Genomic DNA, 17,405 nt, shown 5'->3' with positions numbered 1-17,405 from the left:
AGTGATGAAATAGATAAAATTTAATTTATTTTTTATATTTGGAGAATTAAATGAAAAAGATAATGCTAATTATTTTATCAACACTATTTATTCCATTATCTTCCCAAGCGGGTTCTAATTACTCTGGTTGTGATAATAAAATTTACCAACTTGAAAAACAGCTAAAATACGCAAAAGCACATGGGAACCGTCATCGAGTCGCTGGGTTACAACGTGCTATTTCTAATGTACAAAACCGTTGTTATGATCATTACTCTGGGGCTACAGGGCCAACAAAACTGAACAGTAAATATTATTCAGATGAAAGTCGTCAGTTAGAACGCGAAATTGATGCATTACGTGATGAAATTAAACGGTTAGAATCGTTAAAAAGCTAGTGTTTTAATTCAAGCTAAGTAGAGAACCGAATAGGCGGTTTTCTACTGTATCTCGACCTTTCTCTTATGTGTAATCTCCTTTCTTATTCAACATAACAGTATGTCAATTTAATAAAATTAAAAATGTCGGTAATGATTGCGCTATTTTCATGTTTATTTCTTTTCGTATTGCGGTAATATGATGCATATTGCAGTATTTTGCGAGATTTTGCGGTTATGCATAAACAAGCGAGACAGAATTATATTATTGAAATAATAGCAAAAAATGGTCAGGTGAGTGTTGCAGACTTATCTAATCAGTTGCATGTTTCTGCTGATACTATCCGGCGTGATTTAACTGAACTAGAAAACCAAGGTTTGGCACAAAAAAACCATGGCGGCGCTGTGGGGTTCAATGTGCCAGTTATGAGCCGTCGCGGGCGAAATATTTTATTGCCTGAGGTTAAAAAACAATTAGGGCAACAGGTTGCTAAATTGATTCCGAAGAGCTCAACACTTTTCCTTGATTCTGGCAGTACGGTAATGGCTGTTGCTAGCTTTATCCAAGGCCCGATGAAAATCATTACCATATCCTTGGACATCGCGACCCACTTCAGTGACCGCACCGATATCCAGTTAATTTTGCTCGGTGGTGAGTGGGATCCTCAGCAAAGGTTATTTTCTGGAAGTGCCACATTATCTATGCTGGCGAGGTATAGAGCGGATATTGCCATTTTAGGCGCTTGTGCACTGCACTCCACGCTGGGGCTAAGTGCCTCAGAGGAAGCGGATTGTGATGTAAAGCGCGCCATGATTGCCAATAGTCAAATGCATTGGGTGGTTGCAGACAGCACGAAATTAAACCTATGTCAGCCTTATTTAGTTGCTAATTTAGACGAAATTGACCAATTATTTTTAGATTGTGATTGGGATGAACTCAGTCCTAATAGCAAGGTGACTGTAAATTCTCTTAGTATTTAATGAACAGGTAAGATTATGAGCAAAGAAATTAATGTTGCACTGATTGGCTATGGGTTTGTGGGTAAAACATTCCATGCACCTTTAATTAGGTCTGTTGATGGGTTGAATCTTGCTGTCGTCGCTTCAAGTGATGAAGAAAAAGTAAAACGTGATATTCCAAACACCACGGTGATAGCATCACCCGAGGAGGCTATTCTTCGTTCTGATATTGACTTAGTGGTGATAGCAAGCCCAAATGCGACTCATGCACCATTGGCAAAGTTAGCAATTGAAGCGGGTAAAAATGTGGTGGTTGATAAGCCATTTACGTTGGATATGCAAGAAGCAAGAGAGTTGATTGAACTTGCGAAAGCCCACAATATTTTATTATCTGTATTTCATAATCGCCGCTGGGACAGCGATTACCTTGCTATTAAAAATGTGATTGAACAAAAACAGATAGGTGAAATAAAGCACTTTGAATCTCACATCGACCGCTTTCGCCCTGAAGTAAGAGTACGTTGGCGTGAACAAAACTTACCAGGTAGTGGCTTATGGTTTGATTTAGGCCCACATTTAATTGACCAAGCACTACAACTGTTTGGTCTGCCGCAGTCTGTGCAAGGTAATATTGCGACGTTAAGGAATAATGGTCAAATTAATGATTGGGCACATGTGTTATTAAACTACCCAACCCATAAAGTGATTTTACATTGCAGCATGTTAGCCGCGGGTGGATTTACGCGTTTCACTGTGCATGGTGATAAAGGGAGTGCTGTAAAATCTCAGCCAGATCAACAAGAAAAACAATTACTGCAAGGGATCACTCCTCAAGATAAAGAATGGGGATTGGATAATGATTCCATTATTTTAATCGATGAGACGTTGGTACCTAAGCAGCAGCAAACACCAAAAGGTGACCAAAGCCAGTATTATGTGGGCATCCGTAATGCATTGAATGGCCATGCATCTAATCCCGTAACACCATTGCAAGCGCTGGCGGTTATGGCAGTTCTGGAAGCTGCGGTAAAATCGGCTGAGACTGGCAGTACGCAACCCTTAATGCTAACTGAAAACGAAATAGCACAATGGAATAAATAATATAGAAAAAATAGCTGCTCTGGAGAGTGTCCATCAGCTATTTTTTATCTTTAGATGAAATTAATAGGAAACTGTTAATCAATTATGGCCTATAGATTATCAGTTTGATAAATGAAATAATAAGTTTTATGTCGTTTTGCTAAATTATTATTGATTACATTATGGTCATTCGCCCGCATCAACACTGGTTTTTTCGGTTGTTCGATTGGCACGGTTCCGTGCTGTCAAAAATCACCTTTCGCTTATCTCTTAATATCATGATTTCGATTGTTGCCGTATTGAGTTACCAATGGTACGAACAATTAGGTATTCATTTAACTATTGCGCCTTTTAGTTTATTAGGGATAGCCATCGCTATCTTTTTAGGTTTTCGTAATAACGCGTGTTATAGCCGTTTAATTGAAGCGAGAACACTTTGGGCTAATTTGTTGATTAATCAACGCAATATATTAAGAAATATTAAAGGGTTATTACCAAATGACAAAGCTGCGCAAAAAGAATTCGCTCACTTATTGATTGCATTTGGTTGGAGCTTAAAACATGAGCTAAGAAAAACCAGTCCCATTGTTGATTTATATCGGCTGCTGCCGCGCGCTATTTTTGATGAAGTCATTCATAGTCCATTTCCAAGTAGCCGTATTTTAATGCAGATTGGCCTGAAGGTCGGGGAATTGCGTGATAATAAAGTGATTAGCGATGTATTATTCCAAGCAATCAATAAAGATATTAATGCGTTATCTGACGTTTTAGGTGGTTGTGAACGTATTTCGAATACCCCTATTCCTTTTGCTTATACCTTGATTTTGCAGCGCACTGTGTATTTATTTTGTACGTTATTGCCGTTTGCGTTAGTGGTTGATTTACACTATATGACCCCATTTGTTTCGGTATTTATTTCATATACCTTTTTAGCGTGGGACTCATTAGCGGAAGAATTGGAAGATCCTTTTGGGACTTCTGCGAATGACCTGCCATTAAATGCGATTTGCAATAGTATCGAGCGAAATGCAATGGACATGCTGGATCTCAAACCGCTTCCCCCTGTCAATAAACCTGATAAATACTTTAATTTGTTGTAATTCCTATTGTTATATCTCCATAACTGGCAAAGTGAAACAGAGCTCACTTTGCCATTTTTTCTTTTTTTGTGCTTTAAATAAGTAAATTAAATAGTGTCATTCTGTACTGATAGCAATATAGATACTATACTCCCCCTATGTATATGAAAGGGGCTCAAAGATGCCACATTCACCAAAAGAAAAAAAAGCGGTACTGACTCGGGTTCGTAAACTTAAAGGGCAACTTTTAGCTCTTGAATCCGCCCTAGAGGATGAAGTGGAGTGTGCTGCAGTTTTACAGCAAATTGCTGCCATTCGTGGTGCTGTTAATGGATTAATGGCGGGGGTACTAGAAAGTCATTTACGCGAGGGGCTCCAAGAGTCAGCCACCACACAGCATCAAAAAGAGTCCGTTGATGATGCTATTTCACTTATTCGCACTTATTTGCGTTAAATAAAAAAGGAACAACGATGAAATCACGTGCAGCAGTTGCATTTGCTCCTGGGGAGCCACTGAAAATTGTTGAGCTCGACGTTATGCCGCCAAAAGCGGGTGAAGTTTTGGTTAAAATCAGCCATACAGGTGTTTGCCACACGGATGCATTCACACTTTCAGGGGATGACCCAGAAGGGCTATTTCCAGTTGTGTTAGGCCATGAAGGCGCAGGTATTGTGGTTGAGGTCGGTGAGGGTGTGACGAGTGTCAGCGTAGGTGACCACGTTATTCCATTGTATACCGCTGAATGTGGGAAGTGTGTTTTCTGCGAATCAGGTAAAACGAACTTATGTGTGTCTGTCCGTGCGACGCAAGGAAAAGGTGTGATGCCTGATGGTACAACGCGTTTTTCTTATAATGGTGAGCCTGTTTATCACTATATGGGCTGCTCAACATTTAGTGAGTATACCGTCGTCGCTGAAGTTTCCCTCGCTAAAATTAATCCTGAAGCGAACCATGAAGAAGTATGCTTATTAGGTTGTGGTGTGACAACGGGTATTGGTGCAGTACATAATACAGCGAAAGTACAAGAAGGGGACTCAGTTGCGGTCTTCGGGTTAGGCGGTATTGGGTTGGCGGTTATTCAAGGTGCTAGACAAGCCAAAGCGGGTCGTATTATTGCTATTGATACGAATCCCTCAAAATTCGAATTAGCCCGCCAATTCGGTGCAACAGAGTGCTTAAATCCAAAGGACTTTGATAAGCCGATTCAACAAGTATTGATTGAAATGACCGAATGGGGTGTCGATCACACCTTTGAATGTATTGGTAACGTGAATGTCATGCGTGCGGCATTGGAAAGCGCACATCGTGGCTGGGGGCAGTCGATCATTATTGGTGTTGCAGGTGCGGGACAGGAAATTTCAACTCGCCCATTCCAATTGGTGACTGGTCGCTCATGGCGTGGAACCGCATTTGGCGGTGTGAAAGGGCGCAGCCAACTGCCAAAAATGGTTGAAGATGCAATGAAAGGTGATATAGAACTCGCGCCGTTTGTGACTCACACATTACCCCTTGATAGCATCAATGAAGCCTTTGATTTAATGCATGAAGGCAAGTCTATCCGCACCGTCATTCACTACGAATAAGGAGTCTTTGATGGAGAGAATTGAGCGCCACGCTTGCTTTGGTGGCTGGCAGGATGTTTATCAACATCAATCAACGGTGCTAGGTTGTGAAATGAAATTTGCAGCGTATTTGCCGCCGCAGGCACAAACGCAGCCTTGCCCTGTGATTTATTGGTTGTCAGGACTGACATGTAACGAGCAAAACTTCATCACTAAAGCAGCGGCGCAACAATTTGCCGCAGAACAGGGCGTGGTTCTGATTGCACCAGATACCAGCCCAAGGGGCGAAGGCGTGGCAGATGATGCAGCCTATGACCTGGGGCAAGGGGCTGGTTTTTACGTCAATGCATCACAAGAACCGTGGAAACGTCATTATCAAATGTATGATTATATCGTTTCAGAGTTACCCGCTTTAGTCGAAAATTATTTACCCGTAACTGACAAACGAGCAATTTCAGGGCATTCTATGGGGGGGCACGGGGCGTTAATGATTGGTTTGCGTAATACTGAGCGTTATTGCAGTCTATCTGCTTTTGCGCCGATTATTGCGCCGACACAAGTACCATGGGGGCAAAAAGCCTTTACCGCGTATTTGGGGGACAATACAGCACAATGGCGACAGTATGACACGCTTGAGTTACTGGGCAAAGCCAAAAAAACGCCACCAATGTTAGTGGATGTAGGCACGGCAGATCCCTTTTATTATGAGCAATTAAAGCCTGAGTTACTCGCAAAAATAAGTGAGCAAAAACAGTTTGATTGCACACTGCATTTACGTGATGGCTATGACCATAGCTACTATTTTATTAGCAGCTTTATCGGTGAACATATTGCTTTTCACGCACGTCATTTAAAGCAGGCGTAATAAATATAGAGAAGGGTAGGATTATAATTAATTTTACCCTTCTATTTCCTTCTAGTTATCACAATTGTGAATAAGTTATTTGTCTTATTCATTATCATGATTTAAAAGCTTACTCACAGCTTTAATCGCGCTGATAGCCACATCACGATTCGGATCATTACAAAGTTCTAGCAGCCGGCTCATGGTATTCATTTGGTTTATTGGCAACTTGCAATCACCAAGCGCTGAAATTGCCGCTATTTTGACATCGTCATTTTTTCTATTGGTTAAATCGAGCAGTGTGTTGATGACTTGTGTATCCATTATCTATCCTACGAAATCATGTTATAAATACTAAGGTAGTTAAATATACTGATATTTAATATATATCAGTATTTAAATCCAATGATACTAATATTATCAAAATTATTTATTTAAAAATATAAAAAAAAGTGGATGAAATGAGATGAGATGTAATTTATTGGTTTTGATGATAAAAATGACAGGACGGCAGAGAGTGTACCGTACCTACCTGAGTTTTTGATTTAGTAAGAAAAAGTGTGGGGAGGAGGCTAAAAAACGAGCGAAAATATCAATGGATTCGTTAACAAATTAACTTAATCGAAGGCAAAGGTTTTTATTCAAAATGTTCAGATAACTTACTTAGTGCTTTAATCGCGGATACAGCCACATCTTTATTTGGGTCTTTGCATAAATCGAGTAGACGATGAACTGCGGTTTGTTGTTCGACTGTCGCTCGATAATCCCCTAACGCAGAAATTGCGGCAATTTTCACATCATCATTGCCACGATGCGTCAATTCAATCAATGTTTGGATAATATTGTTTTCCATTTTCTGCCTTGTTAGTCCATTTGCGTATTTAGGCGTATTCTAGGGGAAAATTCTTAATATTTATCTTCAAATTTCAAATGACTATCAATAGATTGTACCAACTTCACACCTTTTTAGGGATGTAAGTGAATGATTGATTTATCGCGAAAGTTTAGGTGCTATAAGATAATTGTGAAATGAATAGCTCAAAGAAAACAAATGAGTAGAATGTTTTAGTCGATATGAAGAAAGAGCACGACGTTTGTGTGCTCTTATGAGGTATAAATTGAACTTAACGATTAATGGCGCAAATAGACATGAGGTGTATCATTTTCAGGGTGTTTGCTTACCCCTAAGTCTGCTTGGTACCAGCGAGTGAGATTTTCTGCTGTTAACACGTCTGCAGGAGTACCGCTAGCGGCTAATTTCCCTTCGTGAATTAAAAAAATGCGATCGGCATATAATGCAGTTAGGTTTAAATCATGAAGTACGCAGCACACGCCAATTGGGCGTTCACGGGTGAGCTGGTGAAGTAAGCGCAAGCTATGTTGCTGGTGGTATAAATCCAGAGCCGACGTGGGTTCATCTAAAAATAGACAAGCGCTTTGAGGTGTGGGTTGCCATAACTGCGCTAACACACGTGCTAATTGAACACGTTGTTGTTCACCGCCAGAAAGTTGCCGATAATCACGGTGGCGCAACATTTGGCAATGGGTCAGGGATAATGCTTCTTCAATAGCAACTTGCTTGTGTTCCGAACCATAAGGGGTACGTCCCATGGCTACAACGTCTTCAACAGTAAAAGCAAATTGCAAATGACTATGTTGCTTCATTACTGCTCGTTTACGTGCTAACTCATTACCTTGCCACTCTTTTAAAGAGCGCCCCTCTAACAAGCAGGTACCTTGTGTGGGGGAATTATAGCCCGTTAACAGTTTTAGTAGACTGGATTTTCCTGCACCATTAGGGCCAATAATGACCACCATTTCATGTTGTTTAATCGAGAGACTAACATTGTTAATCAATACTTTATCATCTATTTGATAAATGAGATTTTGTGCCTCTAATAAAATAGATTTATCTTGCATTGCTTACATTCTCCCCGCAGGCTGGCGTAAAATAAGCCATAAGAAGTATGGCCCACCAATTAGCCCTGTAAGCAGACCCACAGGGATTTCAGCAGGGGCGACCGCGGTACGGGCAATGGTGTCGGCGATTAATAACAGGGCAGCGCCCACAATGGCTGCCCCTGGTATTAACCAACGATGGTCGGGGCCTAATGTCATGCGGATTAAGTGTGGAACCACTAACCCAACAAAGCCAATTACGCCACTCATCGCCACCGCACACCCGACTAATAAGGCACTGAGAAACAGCAAGGTAAATTTAGCCCGTTCAACATTCAAACCAAGGTAATGAGCATCTTCATCCCCTAATTGGAGGATATTTAGCTTGTTTCCCTGCCATAAGCACACTAGGGTGACAGGTAAAATGACCGTAGCGGCAATGGCTAGAGACATCCAATCCACATTTCCCAGTGTACCCATCATCCAGAGACTAAAGGTTCTGAGTTGTTGGTCATTACTGATATAACTGAGTACGCCGATAAATGACATACACAGTGCATTTATCGCGATACCAGCCAGGAGTAGACGCGCCAAATTACCGTTGGATGAACGATTTAAGCTAAAAATAATTAAGGAGACAACTAAGCTACCAATAAAAGCTGCTGCGATATGGCCATAGTTTTGCATTACTGCTGGTAATGAAAATGATAAAACGATAAAAGCGGCAACGGCTAATGCTGCACCACTACTAATGCCCAGTAAACTAGGGTCAGCGAGTGGATTACGAAAAAGCCCCTGCATAATGGCGCCAGACACGGCCAGCGCTAACCCCACTAAAATGGCAATTAAGACGCGTGGCAAACGAATATTTAGCCAAATTTGCCAGTCAGGGTCAGTGGCAGAAGCCTGCCACAGTGTATTGAACGAAAAATTTATCGGCCCTGCGTTGGATGCAATAAACGTCAAGCCACAAAGCACGAATAATAAAATAAGAATAACGAAAAAAGGGCGCTTAAAACGGATCATTGGGACTTCTCTAATGCCTCTCGTAGCTGCTGCATAACTTTTGGCGTGCCTAAACTGAATGTCAGCATGCCCACATCATCAACGACGGCGAGTGCTTTATTTTTCCCCGCAGGGGTCATAGCGATACCAGGCAAGTTCCACACGCGATCAACGCCACCTAATGATTTAATGCCTTCTTCAGTGAAAACAATTAAGTCTGGTTGGCTGGACAATAAACCTTCCGAGGAAAGCGGGCGATAGCTATCAAAATTGGCCATTGCATTTTTTGCGCCAATTGCGGTTATCATGCTATCAACCGCGGTTTTTTTCCCCGCAGCAAGGGGAAGTACGCCACCGTGGCTCATGATAAATAAAACTTTTTTATCAATTGGCGCGGTGTTGACTTGGCTAAGTGATTGATTAAATTTATCCACCAATTGCTTACCTTGCTCAGGTTTGTTAACCGCAGTGGCAATGGTGGTGATTTTTTCTGGAATGGCTTCTAAACTCGGCTTTCCCGTGACTTTGATGATTTTAACGCCGCTTTTTTCTATTTGCGTTAACGCCATGGATGGTTTTGCTAATTCACTGGCAAGGACCAATGTTGGGCGCATTGAAAGCACGCCTTCTGCATTAAGCATTCGCATGTAGCCCACATCAGGAAGCTTAGTCGCTTGCTCTGGGTGCAAGCTGGTGCTATCACGGGCCACAAGTTGTTCTTGAGCGCCAAGTTCATAAACTATTTCTGTCACATCGCCACCGAGGGTGACAATGCGCTGGGTAGCATAAGAACTGAATGAGATAAACAGGACCGATAAGGTTAGAAGCCATTGTTTCATAATAAATTTACCTAAATTTTAAATGCGGGGTAACGCAGTGACTTGCTGGCGCCATTGTTCTTGCTCTGGCGTACCTTCAGTGCGTTGACCGTACATTTGTGCGATTTGATTCCCTTCAATATCGAAAACTTCAAGGCTAGTCACAAAGCCATCTTGCGTTGGTTTGCGTGTTACCCAGCACTCATGAATACCATTTTCAATCATGTGTAAGGTAAAATCAGGATTGAAAATGTTAAGCCATTTCAAGTCTGAACCTTCACTCTGATATGGCATGATTTTTTTGATTTCACCAGTGAAAATTTGCACACATCCGCGGTTGCCCACAAAAATCATGATTTCGTTCTGATCATTGAACGCAGTGTTAATCAGCTGATTGAAGGAATCATTCGGCACTTTCCAGGCTAAATCATCACTCACAGCGGCGAAAACTTGCTGGCGGCTCAAATTATTCTTTTTCAATAACACAAAAAATTGGTGCACATCGGTCATGTTGCGCCATTCTTGTTCTAATTGCTGTTTTAGTTCATCACTAACAGGTTGGTTAGTGAATGGCGTAGCGGGTACATGGGCTAATTCACGGTTATTTTCGGCAGTGTATTTTTCAATCAGTGCTTGCCATGCCGTCATGTCAGTTTCATCTGTGGTGTAGACTTTATGCAGCGCATCACCTTGTTTATCAAAGAACTGGATACTGTGGCGTTCACCGTGTTTGGTGTCTTCTGTCAGTGCGAAAATCGCATCCCAATGGGAAAAAAACATGCGCAAATCAAGCGCGCGAGGGTTTAAAATCAAACCACCGTGAGGGCTGAATGTTGCATTGTCATAACGACCCACTTGTTCATGCACCACATATTCATTGCGGGTAATGGCTTTGACTTGCCCAACTGCCGCTAATTCAGTCAACAAGGTTGGCGCGTCAACTTCTAAACGCGCGGCTTTATCATGACCCACACGGCTGTGCAGTAGCTGTGCTTCAGAAATATTCAGGTAAGCGGCAAGATCACGAGCGTATTTGGCTTTGTTATCTGCTTTGGCTTGTTGGTAACGCTCGAAAATGGTTGGATTCACGTCTATCTCCTTAGTATTGTATGAATTACCACTGGAAGCTGACCAGTAGCTTGGCATTACGTCCATCTTGAGGAATGCCTTGTGATGAGTAATATTCTTTGTCGAAGGCATTGCCTAACACCACGCTCGTGCCTAAACCTTTGAGTTCACCGTCGCCTTGGTAGCTAACGTAGAAATCATGGACGGCATAGCCAGCTTGTTGCTTAGCTTTAGAGGCCTTATTAAAGTCGGTGTGGCGGGTAAATTCCCCTAACCAGCCCACAGAGAAACCGCTATTAGCGACAGGAATCGACAGGTTACTGGTTAATGACTCTGGCTTGATTGACGTAATTGATTTGCCGTCATATTCGTTCTTGCCTGTTGTACGGTTGTAGGCTAGGTTCCACGTGAAATAGTCTGTTGTATAATCCAGTGATGCATCTACACCCCAAATTTTGGCGCGTTTATCATTAACAGATGTGGTATAACCTTCAGCAAAGTTAACGCTTGTATTGATATAATCCTTGGCTTTTGTATCAAAATAGCTGGCTTTAAATTGCAGGTTATCTCTTTCCATCAATAAATCATCAAAACGTAATCCCATCCCATATTCAGTAGTTTGGGCTGTTTCTGGTTTTAAGTTTGGGTTTGGTCGCCACCTGTTGTATTTGTTGGGCCCCATAGGGAAATGAATTGCATCGTTATACATTTCCATCATTGTCGGCGCACGGAAAGCCTCAGAGTAGGATGCAAATAGCATGGACCAATCTGTTGGCGTAATGCTTACCGCACCTTTTGATGACCATTTATCTGCTTTAACGTCCTCATTGCCTTTTGCTTTTGCTTTATAGTGGTCATAACGTGTCCCCACAATAAATGACACGGGTAAGTCTTTTAGGGCAATTTCGTCTTGCAAGAAGCCAGAAGCAAAGGTGATATCCGCATCAGGGAATTGGGTTGTGTTTGCGTAAGGGGTTTGCTTTTGCTTATAAGCTTCGCTGCCATAGGTGAGGTTATGAGCCGCCAGCGGTAAATCATAAACGTTAGAACGGTTATCTGCTTTTAAGCCGTAGGTTTTTTGTGTGCGGCCTTCATAAGGGGTTCCAATCCCTTTTGCTGTAATATTGACCTCAGAATAGTAAGGGGTAACTTTTAGGTTTAACCAATCTTGTGATGCAGGGTTGAGCTGGTAAGTTGCCTGTGCATCACGTTGGCGTGTGGTGCGGTTAACTTGTAGGTTATCTTTACCGACATTCAATGCCTGTGGATTTTTAGGTTCATGGGCGTCGTTATTATAGTAACGAACCTGACCTGCAAGCTTCTGTGCATCATCTATTTGCCATGTGCCTTTGGCTAGCAGGTTGGCAATAGTTTCTTTGTTATCCATGTCATCGCCGTTACTGAGTCGAATATCACCCACTTCTTTTGTTACAAAGCTAAAAACACCATCAAGGTTATCGGTACGCCCGAACGTTGTGCCACCAAAACCAAAGCTATGGTCACCTGTCGCAGCTTGGGAAAATACGCGAAAACCTTGGTTTTGCCCATCGCGTAGTAGGTCTTTAGCATCAACGGTTTCCCATGCGATGACTCCCCCCATTGCACCGCTACCATAAAGCAGGGCGGATGGGCCTCGAATGATTTCAACTTGTTTAATCAGAGCAGGGTCAATAAATGTGCCATTCACATGGCCTGTGTCGGTGCCTTGGCGAACGCCATCTACTAGGGTCAAGATCCCTTGGCGGTCAAAGCCACGCATAGAGACATCTTGCCCATTTGAACGGCCTGTGCCTGCCACGTTAATGCCGGGAACTTTGCGTAGGATGTCATTAACCGTGCTTGCCGTTTGGGTTTCAGGTGAGTCATTTTTAATCACGCTTACCATCATGGGCGCATCAAAGCTATCACGTTCAGTCCCTGTTGCATAAACAGTCATGACGTCATTGCTTTTTTTAGTCGTTGAGGGTTCAGCCGCTTGTGCATGAGCGCTGGCGATGACACTTAGGATCGCACTGGTCAACACGGATATCCGTAAAACATGAGACATAATGGTGATACTCCGTAAAAATTTCATTTTTTGCTAGGCTAACTAGCGAAAATAAAAGGCTATTTATGTAATGGTGAAAATGCATATAGACAGGCGGATTGCCCATCAGGAGGATAGGAAATAGGCATTACATGGGGAGCTTCGAATGTAAGATGCGCAGGAATATCGCAAAGTGTGCGAGTGATGATTGCGAATTTTACGCGGTCGGAGTATGACCTTTTTGCTTGCTTTTTGGATGAAAAATCAGCAAATACAGACGACAGTTTAAACTCCATAGAAACCGATTCCTATGTTTTAGATTAAGCTGGCTGCCTGGATGAGTGACCTAGGTGGCTTGCGAATAAAATTTTTGTTGGAACGTTACTTCGTTAAAATCAATTTACCTGTACGTGTTTGCCTTAACTGGTAAAGCTCGCCATTGTGCTGTATGGAAACCTTTCCTGTCGGCCCCAAGAGCTGTTGGCTCTCTACGACGTCAGTTTTGATTGTTTGCTTGGCCGTTTCGGCGATATTTTCTGCAACTGGCGCTGTCATATTATTTACCATGCTAACTACACTGATAACAGAAATGATATTGAGAATGATTATCTTTATAATTATGGCCAATATCAAGTGATTTTCACAATCAAACAACAAAAGAGCTACAAGCTGCAAATTTTGAATTAAAAACAACTTAGTTATTGTATTAAAGTTATAATACAACTATTTTGTTGTAATTTTTAATTTAAACAATCTGCAGGTTGTTTTTTTGTTTGTACAATATTTAGTTGTATTTTGAAGTTTTACAATGTTAAAGTTGTATTATTGAGTAATAAACATCACTTAAGTTGTAATTTGAGGTGGGTATGGACGAGATTAAAAAAATAGCGAGCACATTGATTAAACAACGCAAAAATTTAGGTCTTGAGCAAAAAGATATGTACATGCGTATTGGTATGAAGCAGCAACAATACCAACGTGTTGAAGCAGGTAACGATATTAAATTATCAACATTTCTTCGTGTGCTTGAAGGGTTAGACTTAGCGCTTTCAATTGTACAGAAAGATTCGCATAAAACATCATTACAATTTAATGCTGAAAAAACACACCTGCCAGATGACCAGGAAGATTTACAAACCTCACAGAGTGATGATTTAGATTTTTGGACAAATATCACGAGGACGAAATGAGTAAACAAACTGAAAATGTTGAAGGACTCAGGATCCAGTTATATGGTTTAGAGGTTGCCATTGTTGTTCATTATGTAGGGGGAAGGAATATACTCGTTTTTCATCCTGACTTTGTGGGTATGTCAGTGCTAGAGCGTCCAGTGTTCACATTGCGGCAGTTAATGGACACAGATTATCTTGATAGCCCATTAATGAGTCGAATAAAGCTCCCTCCTATTTTATCCAATTTGTTACCTGAAGGGGCTTTAAGGGAACACACTGCAAAAATGATTAAATGTCAGATAGACAATGAATTTGCGCTCTTGGCATATTTAGGACGTAATTTATCTGGGGCATTATATGTAGAACCAATTCGTGCTGGAAAAGTGCCTGATTGGGCTTTGCAATATCGAACTTCGACTGAACCACAACAAATTGATGTTAAGCATTCAGATAACAAATTTTCATTAGCGGGCGTTCAAATAAAATTTTCGTCTTCTTATTTAGATGGACGCTACTATATTAATCAAGAAATTTCAGAGGATATGTGGATTGTTAAAACGCCTTCCACATTGCACCAGGGTGTTCCAGTCAATGAATATACCTGCATGAGATTAGCTGAAAGTGCAGGGGCAGACATCCCCGAAATACGGTTAATTAAGTTAGCAGAGCTTGAGGATCTTCCAGATATAAAGTTGGCTGATGAGGAATATGCTTATGGGATTAAACGGTTTGATCGTAGCCCAGAAGGCCGAATTCATACGGAGGATTTTGCTCAAATATTTGGTTTATATCCCACTGATAAGTATCAAAAAGCAAATTATGAAATTTTAGGAAGCACGCTTTATTATTCAAGTTCAGAAAAATATAAAGATATTCAACAAATGGCGAGGAGATTGTTAATTAATATTTTATTAGGTAATGGAGATACCCATTTAAAAAATTGGTCACTAATCTACCGAGATAAAATATCTCCTTGCCTATCACCATTATATGATGTGGTTTTCACGAGTCCTTACATTGCGAACGATAAACTTGCATTAAAATTTGTTGGTACAAAACAATGGAATGAGATTACGTTGGCGCATTTTGAACAGTGGGCACAAAAAGTTGGTGTTCCTTGGCTTGTCATCAAGCCTCATTTATTAGATGTTATGCAACATGCGAGAGCGTATTGGCCCTTGATGCTAAAGGAGTTGCCTATGTTCCAAGAACAGAAAGAACAATTAATTAGACACTGGGCTCAGTTAAGTGATGATTTTCGGATTGGTTAAAATAACTTTCTATATTCAGTGCATTGATACGGATATTTTTTGAGTCCGCATTATTGGCCTTATTTCTAATTTATGAGGATTATCCATGAAAATATTACTAATAGGTGCAACAGGGTTAGTGGGTAGTCATGTGTTAGAGCAAGCGCTTGCAGACTCTCGAATTAGCCAAATTGTTGCTCCTGTACGCCATGCATTACCTGAGCACTCCAAATTATTCGCACCGATTGTTAATTTTGAACAGCTTCCCGATGATGCGATGATATGGGAAGTGGATGCGGTGATTTGCACTTTAGGGTCAACAATGAAAGTGGCGGGTTCAAAATCTGCGTTTCGCCAAGTTGATTACACTTATCCCTTAGCGTGCGCAAAACTTGCCAAAAAATGGGGGTGTCCAACTTATGCGTTAACCTCTGCATTAGGTGCTAATGCAAACTCACCATTCTTCTACAGCCGAATAAAAGGGGAGCTTGAACGAAGCTTAATCGCCTTGAATTTTGAGTCATTGACATTAGTGCGTCCTAATGTCATTAGTGGTCATCGCAATCAAGAGCGCCTTGGTGAAGTTATTGTTATTCGTCTTATTTCTTGTTTATCCCGAATATTACCTGCGAGTTGCCAAATTAGCCCTGCAAAAAATATTGCTAGCGCTTTGCTAAATTCAGCTATTCATTCAGAAAAAGGGGTGAGAATTATTTCATCGAAACAACTTGCATAACAATTTACTGAGCACTTTTATTTTAGTGTTATAGATAAAATAAGAAAAAATGCATTATTTGATGCATACAACATTTTGAAACAAAAACGTAACAAAAATGTAATATTTAAGTGTATTCACTTATTGCTGCTGCATGTTTATTGTCATATTTTTGCCTGCTTGTACTTTTAGACGGGGTTAAATATGTCAATATTTAAGGAACAACCAGATATACCAGTCACAATGTCGAAATCTGAAATCGACGCTAAATACAAATACTGGCGATTACATTTAATGATTGTGAGCTACATTGGCTACGCAGTTTTTTATTTCACACGCAAAAGCTTTAACTTCGTGATGCCAGAGATGCTCACTGACTTAGGGATCACTAAGGCTGACATCGGTATGGTAGGTACCGCGTTCTACCTAACTTATGGCGCATCTAAATTCCTTTCTGGTATTATCGGTGATAGGTCTAATCCGCGCTATTTTATGGGAATTGGTTTAATCGCAACGGGCGTTGTGAATATTCTATTCGGTTTAACCTCTTCAATATCGATGTTTATTTTCTTATGGATGGTGAATGCCTTCTTCCAAGGTTGGGGGTGGCCGCCTTGTGCCAAAATTCTCAATACGTGGTATTCGCGTAATGAGCGTGGTCTTTGGTGGGCGATTTGGAATACTTCCCATAATATTGGTGGGGCAATAATTCCCATCTTATCAGGGGGAGTTGCACTCGCGTTAGGTTGGCGCTATGGGATGATCATTCCTGGTATCATTGCCATTGTGATTGGTATTGGGTTATGTATTCTTTTGCGTGATAGGCCTCGTACCATGGGGTTACCCACTGTGGGTGAGTGGCGTAATGACCTTGAGGAATTAAAGTATGAAGCTAAAGGGGCTGGTTTGCCTTTAGGTAAAATTCTGAACGAATACATCTTCAAAAATAAAGTCCTTTGGGTTCTCGCGATTTCCTATGCGGTTATTTATATCGTCAGAACAGGTATTAATGACTGGGCTAATTTATATTTAATCGAAGAACATGGCTTTAATTTGCTTTCGGCTAATGCTGTTGTCATGATGTTTGAGATTGGCGGTTTCTTCGGTGCAATTGTTGCAGGATGGGGTTCTGATTTAATCTTTAAAGGAAACCGTGCGCAAATGAACGTAATTTACGCATTGGGTATTATTATCACATCATTCTGTTTATGGATTGTACCTGTTGATAATGAATATGTCTTTTCGTTCTTATTTTTTATGACGGGTTTCTTTATTTTTGGCCCACAGTTCTTAATTGCTATGGCTGCTGCTGAAAACTCCCATAAAAATGCTGCTGGTGCATCGACTGGTTTCGTGAGCTTATTTGCCTATATAGGTGCATCAATTGCAGGTTATCCATTATCCATTGTGATTGAAAAATACCAGTGGAACGGTTTCTATTCTTTACTATTAACTTTATCTATTTTCTTAATTTTATTGTTGATCATTGCAATGGTAATGACCAAAAAGAAAGTGATAATAGAAGATTAATATGTTTAACATATTGAAAAGCCCACTATTGTGGGCTTTT

Annotated in this window: 20 protein-coding genes; 11 read left to right on the top strand and 9 right to left on the bottom strand. The window is 41.0% G+C overall.

Annotated elements, in window-relative coordinates:
- The first annotated feature begins 50 nt into the window (after positions 1–50).
- From PSF27_RS06260 to fghA, 7 genes are all read left to right on the top strand, one after another.
- The gene (locus PSF27_RS06260) at positions 51–377 is read left to right on the top strand and encodes a DUF1090 family protein (protein ID WP_206082625.1); all 327 of its coding nucleotides are present in this window, start codon (positions 51–53) and stop codon (positions 375–377) included.
- Positions 378–593: 216 nt separating this feature from the next.
- A complete protein-coding gene (locus PSF27_RS06255) occupies positions 594–1,337 on the top strand; it encodes a DeoR/GlpR family DNA-binding transcription regulator (RefSeq protein WP_272681094.1) in 744 nt (247 codons plus the stop codon).
- A gap of 15 nt (positions 1,338–1,352) precedes the next feature.
- Positions 1,353–2,417, top strand: a complete 1,065-nt coding sequence (locus PSF27_RS06250) for an oxidoreductase (protein ID WP_272539143.1) — start codon at positions 1,353–1,355, stop codon at positions 2,415–2,417.
- A gap of 161 nt (positions 2,418–2,578) precedes the next feature.
- Complete coding sequence (locus PSF27_RS06245; RefSeq protein WP_206082622.1) at positions 2,579–3,496, top strand: bestrophin family protein; 918 nt, start codon at positions 2,579–2,581, stop codon at positions 3,494–3,496.
- 160 nt (positions 3,497–3,656) lie between these two features.
- Positions 3,657–3,929, top strand: a complete 273-nt coding sequence (gene frmR / locus PSF27_RS06240) for a formaldehyde-responsive transcriptional repressor FrmR (protein ID WP_206082621.1) — start codon at positions 3,657–3,659, stop codon at positions 3,927–3,929.
- Positions 3,930–3,946: 17 nt separating this feature from the next.
- Entirely contained in the window at positions 3,947–5,059 is a 1,113-nt protein-coding gene (locus tag PSF27_RS06235) for an S-(hydroxymethyl)glutathione dehydrogenase/class III alcohol dehydrogenase (protein ID WP_206082620.1), read from the top strand.
- Positions 5,060–5,069: 10 nt separating this feature from the next.
- A complete protein-coding gene (gene fghA, locus PSF27_RS06230) occupies positions 5,070–5,903 on the top strand; it encodes an S-formylglutathione hydrolase (protein WP_272539144.1) in 834 nt (277 codons plus the stop codon).
- Between the two features lie 84 nt (positions 5,904–5,987).
- Here fghA and PSF27_RS06225 read toward each other — a convergent pair whose 3' ends face one another.
- The 9 genes from PSF27_RS06225 to hemP form a co-directional block, all read right to left on the bottom strand.
- Positions 5,988–6,206 carry a HEAT repeat domain-containing protein gene (locus PSF27_RS06225; RefSeq protein WP_206082618.1) on the bottom strand — a complete coding sequence of 73 codons (219 nt, stop codon included), beginning with the start codon at positions 6,204–6,206 and terminating at the stop codon, positions 5,988–5,990.
- 313 nt (positions 6,207–6,519) lie between these two features.
- Positions 6,520–6,735, bottom strand: coding sequence for a HEAT repeat domain-containing protein (locus PSF27_RS06220; protein WP_206082617.1), 216 nt, complete (start codon positions 6,733–6,735; stop codon positions 6,520–6,522).
- 278 nt (positions 6,736–7,013) lie between these two features.
- On the bottom strand, positions 7,014–7,802 hold the full coding sequence (locus PSF27_RS06215) for a heme ABC transporter ATP-binding protein (RefSeq protein WP_272681093.1): 789 nt from the start codon (positions 7,800–7,802) through the stop codon (positions 7,014–7,016).
- A gap of 3 nt (positions 7,803–7,805) precedes the next feature.
- Positions 7,806–8,807 carry a FecCD family ABC transporter permease gene (locus PSF27_RS06210; RefSeq protein ID WP_206082615.1) on the bottom strand — a complete coding sequence of 334 codons (1,002 nt, stop codon included), beginning with the start codon at positions 8,805–8,807 and terminating at the stop codon, positions 7,806–7,808.
- Entirely contained in the window at positions 8,804–9,625 is an 822-nt protein-coding gene (locus PSF27_RS06205; RefSeq protein ID WP_272681092.1) for a heme/hemin ABC transporter substrate-binding protein, read from the bottom strand. Before PSF27_RS06205 ends, PSF27_RS06210 begins: the two co-directional genes overlap by 4 nt.
- An 18-nt stretch (positions 9,626–9,643) precedes the next feature.
- Positions 9,644–10,693 (bottom strand): hemin-degrading factor, encoded by a 1,050-nt coding sequence (locus PSF27_RS06200; RefSeq protein WP_272681091.1) that lies wholly within the window; start codon positions 10,691–10,693, stop codon positions 9,644–9,646.
- 25 nt (positions 10,694–10,718) lie between these two features.
- A complete protein-coding gene (locus tag PSF27_RS06195) occupies positions 10,719–12,719 on the bottom strand; it encodes a TonB-dependent hemoglobin/transferrin/lactoferrin family receptor (protein WP_272681090.1) in 2,001 nt (666 codons plus the stop codon).
- A gap of 59 nt (positions 12,720–12,778) precedes the next feature.
- Positions 12,779–12,994 carry a hypothetical protein gene (locus PSF27_RS06190; protein WP_206082611.1) on the bottom strand — a complete coding sequence of 72 codons (216 nt, stop codon included), beginning with the start codon at positions 12,992–12,994 and terminating at the stop codon, positions 12,779–12,781.
- An 85-nt stretch (positions 12,995–13,079) separates the two neighbouring features.
- Positions 13,080–13,253 carry a hemin uptake protein HemP gene (hemP, locus tag PSF27_RS06185; RefSeq protein ID WP_225819117.1) on the bottom strand — a complete coding sequence of 58 codons (174 nt, stop codon included), beginning with the start codon at positions 13,251–13,253 and terminating at the stop codon, positions 13,080–13,082.
- 311 nt (positions 13,254–13,564) lie between these two features.
- Here hemP and PSF27_RS06180 point away from each other — a divergent pair, with 311 nt between their 5' ends.
- From PSF27_RS06180 to uhpC, 4 genes are all read left to right on the top strand, one after another.
- On the top strand, positions 13,565–13,888 hold the full coding sequence (locus PSF27_RS06180) for a helix-turn-helix domain-containing protein (RefSeq protein ID WP_206082609.1): 324 nt from the start codon (positions 13,565–13,567) through the stop codon (positions 13,886–13,888).
- On the top strand, positions 13,885–15,141 hold the full coding sequence (locus PSF27_RS06175) for a type II toxin-antitoxin system HipA family toxin (protein ID WP_272681089.1): 1,257 nt from the start codon (positions 13,885–13,887) through the stop codon (positions 15,139–15,141). The genes PSF27_RS06180 and PSF27_RS06175 overlap by 4 nt, the downstream gene beginning before the upstream one ends.
- Positions 15,142–15,226: 85 nt before the next feature.
- The gene (locus PSF27_RS06170; RefSeq protein WP_272681088.1) at positions 15,227–15,856 is read left to right on the top strand and encodes an NAD-dependent dehydratase; all 630 of its coding nucleotides are present in this window, start codon (positions 15,227–15,229) and stop codon (positions 15,854–15,856) included.
- Positions 15,857–16,039: 183 nt separating this feature from the next.
- Positions 16,040–17,365 carry an MFS transporter family glucose-6-phosphate receptor UhpC gene (gene uhpC, locus PSF27_RS06165; RefSeq protein WP_206082606.1) on the top strand — a complete coding sequence of 442 codons (1,326 nt, stop codon included), beginning with the start codon at positions 16,040–16,042 and terminating at the stop codon, positions 17,363–17,365.
- Positions 17,366–17,405: the final 40 nt, after the last annotated feature.

The organism is Providencia sp. PROV129, from assembly GCF_028482245.1.
GTDB classification, from domain to species: domain Bacteria; phylum Pseudomonadota; class Gammaproteobacteria; order Enterobacterales; family Enterobacteriaceae; genus Providencia; species Providencia vermicola.
Note: the sequence above shows the minus strand (reverse complement) of the source record. Positions and strands in the feature narration are given on the sequence as shown.

Bases quoted from the DNA above. Each gene is read 5' to 3' on its own strand.
- PSF27_RS06260 (WP_206082625.1), top strand. From the start codon at position 51: ATGAAAAAGATAATGCTAATTATTTTATCAACACTATTTATTCCATTA.
- PSF27_RS06255 (WP_272681094.1), top strand. From the start codon at position 594: ATGCATAAACAAGCGAGACAGAATTATATTATTGAAATAATAGCAAAA.
- PSF27_RS06250 (WP_272539143.1), top strand. From the start codon at position 1,353: ATGAGCAAAGAAATTAATGTTGCACTGATTGGCTATGGGTTTGTGGGT.
- PSF27_RS06245 (WP_206082622.1), top strand. From the start codon at position 2,579: ATGGTCATTCGCCCGCATCAACACTGGTTTTTTCGGTTGTTCGATTGG.
- frmR (WP_206082621.1), top strand. From the start codon at position 3,657: ATGCCACATTCACCAAAAGAAAAAAAAGCGGTACTGACTCGGGTTCGT.
- PSF27_RS06235 (WP_206082620.1), top strand. From the start codon at position 3,947: ATGAAATCACGTGCAGCAGTTGCATTTGCTCCTGGGGAGCCACTGAAA.
- fghA (WP_272539144.1), top strand. From the start codon at position 5,070: ATGGAGAGAATTGAGCGCCACGCTTGCTTTGGTGGCTGGCAGGATGTT.
- PSF27_RS06225 (WP_206082618.1), bottom strand. From the start codon at position 6,206: ATGGATACACAAGTCATCAACACACTGCTCGATTTAACCAATAGAAAA.
- PSF27_RS06220 (WP_206082617.1), bottom strand. From the start codon at position 6,735: ATGGAAAACAATATTATCCAAACATTGATTGAATTGACGCATCGTGGC.
- PSF27_RS06215 (WP_272681093.1), bottom strand. From the start codon at position 7,802: ATGCAAGATAAATCTATTTTATTAGAGGCACAAAATCTCATTTATCAA.
- PSF27_RS06210 (WP_206082615.1), bottom strand. From the start codon at position 8,807: ATGATCCGTTTTAAGCGCCCTTTTTTCGTTATTCTTATTTTATTATTC.
- PSF27_RS06205 (WP_272681092.1), bottom strand. From the start codon at position 9,625: ATGAAACAATGGCTTCTAACCTTATCGGTCCTGTTTATCTCATTCAGT.
- PSF27_RS06195 (WP_272681090.1), bottom strand. From the start codon at position 12,719: ATGTCTCATGTTTTACGGATATCCGTGTTGACCAGTGCGATCCTAAGT.
- PSF27_RS06190 (WP_206082611.1), bottom strand. From the start codon at position 12,994: ATGGAGTTTAAACTGTCGTCTGTATTTGCTGATTTTTCATCCAAAAAG.
- hemP (WP_225819117.1), bottom strand. From the start codon at position 13,253: ATGACAGCGCCAGTTGCAGAAAATATCGCCGAAACGGCCAAGCAAACA.
- PSF27_RS06180 (WP_206082609.1), top strand. From the start codon at position 13,565: ATGGACGAGATTAAAAAAATAGCGAGCACATTGATTAAACAACGCAAA.
- PSF27_RS06175 (WP_272681089.1), top strand. From the start codon at position 13,885: ATGAGTAAACAAACTGAAAATGTTGAAGGACTCAGGATCCAGTTATAT.
- PSF27_RS06170 (WP_272681088.1), top strand. From the start codon at position 15,227: ATGAAAATATTACTAATAGGTGCAACAGGGTTAGTGGGTAGTCATGTG.
- uhpC (WP_206082606.1), top strand. From the start codon at position 16,040: ATGTCAATATTTAAGGAACAACCAGATATACCAGTCACAATGTCGAAA.